Below are 3,840 nucleotides of genomic sequence, written 5' to 3' on the forward strand. Positions count from 1 at the left end.
GGCATACCCCGTTCGGCAGCAAGTTCGTCACTGTCATCATCGATCTCACCCCGATCCGCGACAAGACCGGTCCCTCCCGCCTGCTGGACATCGTTGAGGGCCGATCGAAGAAGGTCTTCAAGACCTGGCTGGCCGCCCAATCGCAGACATTCCGTCACGGTATTGAGGACGTCGCGATGGATGGCTTCGCCGGCTACAAGTCAGCCGCGGCTGAAGAGCTGCCTGACGCTATCCCGGTGATGGATCCGTTCCACGTCGTGGCTCTGGCTGGTGGTGCTGTGGAGCGGTGTCGGCAGCGGGTCCAACAGGAGACACTCGGGCACCGGGGCCGGTCCGGGGATCCGCTCTATGGCATCCGTCGCATCCTGCTCACCGGCGCGAACCTGCTCACCAGCAAGCAGACCGATCGACTCGAAGCTGTGCTCGCTGTCGAGGAACACACGCAAGTCGATGTCACGTGGTGGGTCTACCAGCGCATCGTGGCCGCGTACCGCGACCCCGACCGCACTCGCGGCAGAGACCGACTGCGGGCGGTCATCGCGAGTCTCTCGGCAGGAGTGCCAGCAGCGTTGACGGAGCTGACGACGCTGGGGAGAACGCTGAAACGCAGAGCCGCTGATGTGCTCGCCTACTTCGACCGGCCCGGGACGAGCAACGGGCCGACGGAGGCGATCAATGGCCGGCTCGAGCATCTGAGAGGTACCGCTCTGGGGTTCCGGAATTTGGGCCACTACCTGCTCCGGGCACTGCTGGACGCCGGAGGGTTCAGACCACTTCTACACTCTCATTTGCGATGAGCCCCATTCTCTCAACCCACTAACCATTCAGGAACTAACGACACGCGACACCAGGTAATCCGTTCGAGCGGCTTTACCGTTCGATCGTCTGTGTTACGCAGAGCTATCGTGCGCGGGAGCGGACGCACTATTGATTGTTAGTGCTCGCTAGTCCGTCGAGTTCGAGTGAGGTTTCGAGTCGCCGATACTGGTAGCTTGTTTTGAAATGTCCAGTACGGGGGAGCATTCGCACGAACGGGATCTTATATGTTGTATCGGTGTTTTAGCGACTTCGGTTTTGGTGATCGGTTGCTTCGCATGTTATATGCGTACTTGGTTAAATGAACATTCCTTGTATGGTCCGAGTGAACTCGATCATGGGCGACGTGGGCATTTCGTCATTCCGCCGGATGATCGATATTCCGGTTTTGGGGAATTTTATTTCAAGCGGTCGCTTGATCACTGGCTGCGCTTGGTCCGCCATCATGCTTTCCGGTAGAATGCTCGCTCCAAGGCCACCTTGGACGAGAGTGAGTGCAGCAGCTGAGCTCGTGGTTTCATATACGATTCTGAGTGGCACATCTTCGCTCAGTTTATCGAACGCTTCTCGGAGTAGATGCCCTTTAGTGAGTACGATGAATTCGTATTGAGTAAGCTCTGTGCTGGGGAGTGGGTTGGGGCTCGATAAGGTTGTTCCTGCTGGCAAATATAGTGTAAGGGGGCTGGGGTTCTCGTACACTGTCCGATATGTGAGGGTTTCCTGCTCATCTGCTGGTTCGTCGTGAATCCAGTGAGATAACAGGCCGATATCTGATTGGCCGGTTTGCACGGTTGATTTTACGCCTTCGCTGCTCATTTCAAGGATTTTGAATTGAATTTGCGGGCTGATCGACCTGAACAGCTTCATAGCTTTCGGAATTATCTTCTGCGATGCTGCAGGTACTGCGCTTATCGTTAAGGAGCCGCTTGCTGATCCACTTATTGCGTCCGCTTCTTGCTTCAAGGCGTGGGAGGCTCGCAACACCCCTTCGATATATGGTTGCAGTGATTTGTAGTTCGGGGTACCGGCGACTCCGCCTGGAGTCCGTCGTAAAAGGATAAGGTTGAGGCTCTCCTCGAGCGTGTTTATTTGCTGTGTTACGGCTGGCTGGGAGATGTCGAGCTTTTGTGCGGCCTTTCTAAGTGACCCAAGTTCAACTGCGGCCATAAGCGACTCTATCTGTCGTACTTTCATTGCTTAGTTCCTGCTTTCGTATGTGGGGAGGGTTATTCAAAACCCCTAAGTAAGAATCACAGATTCGCGCACATAATCAGCGTGTCGAATTAAAGGAGAGCCTGTTCTTTGAGATGATTGGGTTACGAAGCTCAAGCACTCAAGAACAGGCTCTCATATCTATTCTACTACAGGCTTCACCCTGGCGGCATTCGATGTCCTCTGCGACACCCTTTTTGATCGTTTCTCATTGACACGAACGAAGGGTGGTAGGCCTGTGGCGCTGACAGCAAGACAAGAGATCAGGGTCGCCATTTCTTACATTCGCCGCAATCGTGTGCAGGCCGAACTCGCCGAAAACTACGGCGTCTCACAGGCGACAGTCTCTCGTGCAGTCACGACCTGGTCCCCTCGAATTGTGGAGGCACTCAACGAGTTCGTGCCGACGGTAGACGACCTCGATACACGCGACGCGCTCATCGTCGACGGCACCCTGCCTCCCTGCTGGGACTGGGAAGCAGCTGACGGACTCTACTCGGCGAAGCACCAGTCGCCTGGGCTGAACGTCCAAGTCGCCTGCAACTTGTCAGGACGTCTTGCCTGGGTGTCAGACCCGATGCCTGGATGCACTCATGACTCGAAAGCCCTTGATACGTCTGGATTCCTCGAGGTCTTCCCCGAGGACTTCATCATGGGCGATAGGGTCTGCTGAAGGTTCGGTTGACTCCGGGGTTTATGCCGCCAGAGCGACGGCATCGTGGCTAACAGCCTCGTATTCGACCGGGGTCAGTTTACCCAGCCGCCGCTGTCGTCGACGGCGATGGTAGGTCCGCTCGATCCAGTGAATGATCGCTGCCCGCAACTCGTCGCGTGTGCCCCACGTGCGTCGGTCGAGCACGTTGTTTTGCAGCGTCGCGAAGAACGATTCCATCGCTGCGTTGTCCCCAGCTGCGCCGACTCTGCCCATCGAGGCGACCAGCCCGTGATGTTTCAGCGCCAGCTGGAATCTCCGAGATCTGAACTGGCTGCCGCGATCGGAGTGGACCACGCACCCAGCCACCCTGGAAACCCCGCCACGACGGGCCACAGCGTCATTGAGCGCCGCCACAGCCAAGCGGGACTTCATCCTGGAATCGACGGCGTACCCGACGATCCGGTTGCTGTAGACGTCTTTGACCGCGCAGAGGTAGAGCTTCCCCTCACGCGTGCGATGTTCCGTGATATCCGTCAACCACAACTCATTGACACCCTCGGCGGTGAAGTCCCGCTCGACGCGGTCATCACAGACCGGCGGGCCAGGCTTCTTCCCGTTCTTCCTGGCCTTCTTCACCGTCTGGGAGAACAGGCGCTGCTGGGAGCACAGCCGCCATACGCGCCGCTCCGAGGCCCGGTAGCCGGCGACCTGAAGCTCGTCCGCGATGAAGCGGTGGCCGAACTCAGGATCATCTGCGTGGATGCCGTAGGCGGCGTTGAGCAGGTGCGCTTCGTCCCAGTCCCGGTCCGAGACTGGATGCGCGCACCACGCGTAGAAGGCCTGCTTCGAGAAGCCCAATACCCGACAGGTCACCGCCACCGGCACCCCGGCAGCGGCAAGGTCACGGACCAGCGGGTACATCATTTTGGGGACGAGCCGCCCAGCTTCAGATTCGCCTGCGAGAGATACGCTGCGGCCTCACGGAGCACCTTGTTCTCGCGTTCGAGCTCACGGATACGCCGCAGCGCCGCGGACTGCGCGCGGTTCTCCTCCGGGTCCCGCGCGGGCTGGATTCCGTGCTCGTGGAGACGGGAGTCCCTCACCCACGCCTGCAGCGCTGACTTCGAGACCCCGAGATCGGCACAGACCTGCTTCTG

3 protein-coding genes and 1 pseudogene are annotated in these 3,840 nt (G+C 58.5%); 2 read left to right on the forward strand and 2 right to left on the reverse strand.

What is annotated here, in order from left to right:
- The coding region (locus BJEO58_RS14610) for an ISL3 family transposase (RefSeq protein WP_145997567.1) at positions 1 to 797 on the forward strand (797 nt) is incomplete at its 5' end.
- 316 nt (positions 798 to 1,113) lie between these two features.
- Here BJEO58_RS14610 and BJEO58_RS14615 read toward each other — a convergent pair.
- Entirely contained in the window at positions 1,114 to 2,010 is an 897-nt protein-coding gene (locus tag BJEO58_RS14615) for a LysR family transcriptional regulator (protein WP_101590182.1), read from the reverse strand.
- A gap of 229 nt (positions 2,011 to 2,239) precedes the next feature.
- Here BJEO58_RS14615 and BJEO58_RS14620 point away from each other — a divergent pair, with 229 nt between their 5' ends.
- Positions 2,240 to 2,701, forward strand: coding sequence for a transposase family protein (locus BJEO58_RS14620; RefSeq protein ID WP_144573839.1), 462 nt, complete (start codon positions 2,240 to 2,242; stop codon positions 2,699 to 2,701).
- A gap of 21 nt (positions 2,702 to 2,722) precedes the next feature.
- Here BJEO58_RS14620 and BJEO58_RS14625 read toward each other — a convergent pair.
- A pseudogene (locus BJEO58_RS14625) lies at positions 2,723 to 3,840 on the reverse strand (IS3 family transposase); the annotation flags it as partial.

The organism is Brevibacterium jeotgali (assembly GCF_900169175.1).
Taxonomy (GTDB): Bacteria; Actinomycetota; Actinomycetes; order Actinomycetales; family Brevibacteriaceae; genus Brevibacterium; species Brevibacterium jeotgali.

What these genes read in the sequence shown, in the direction of transcription:
- BJEO58_RS14615 (WP_101590182.1), bottom strand. Translation starts at nt 2,010, where the DNA reads ATGAAAGTACGACAGATAGAGTCGCTTATGGCCGCAGTTGAACTTGGG.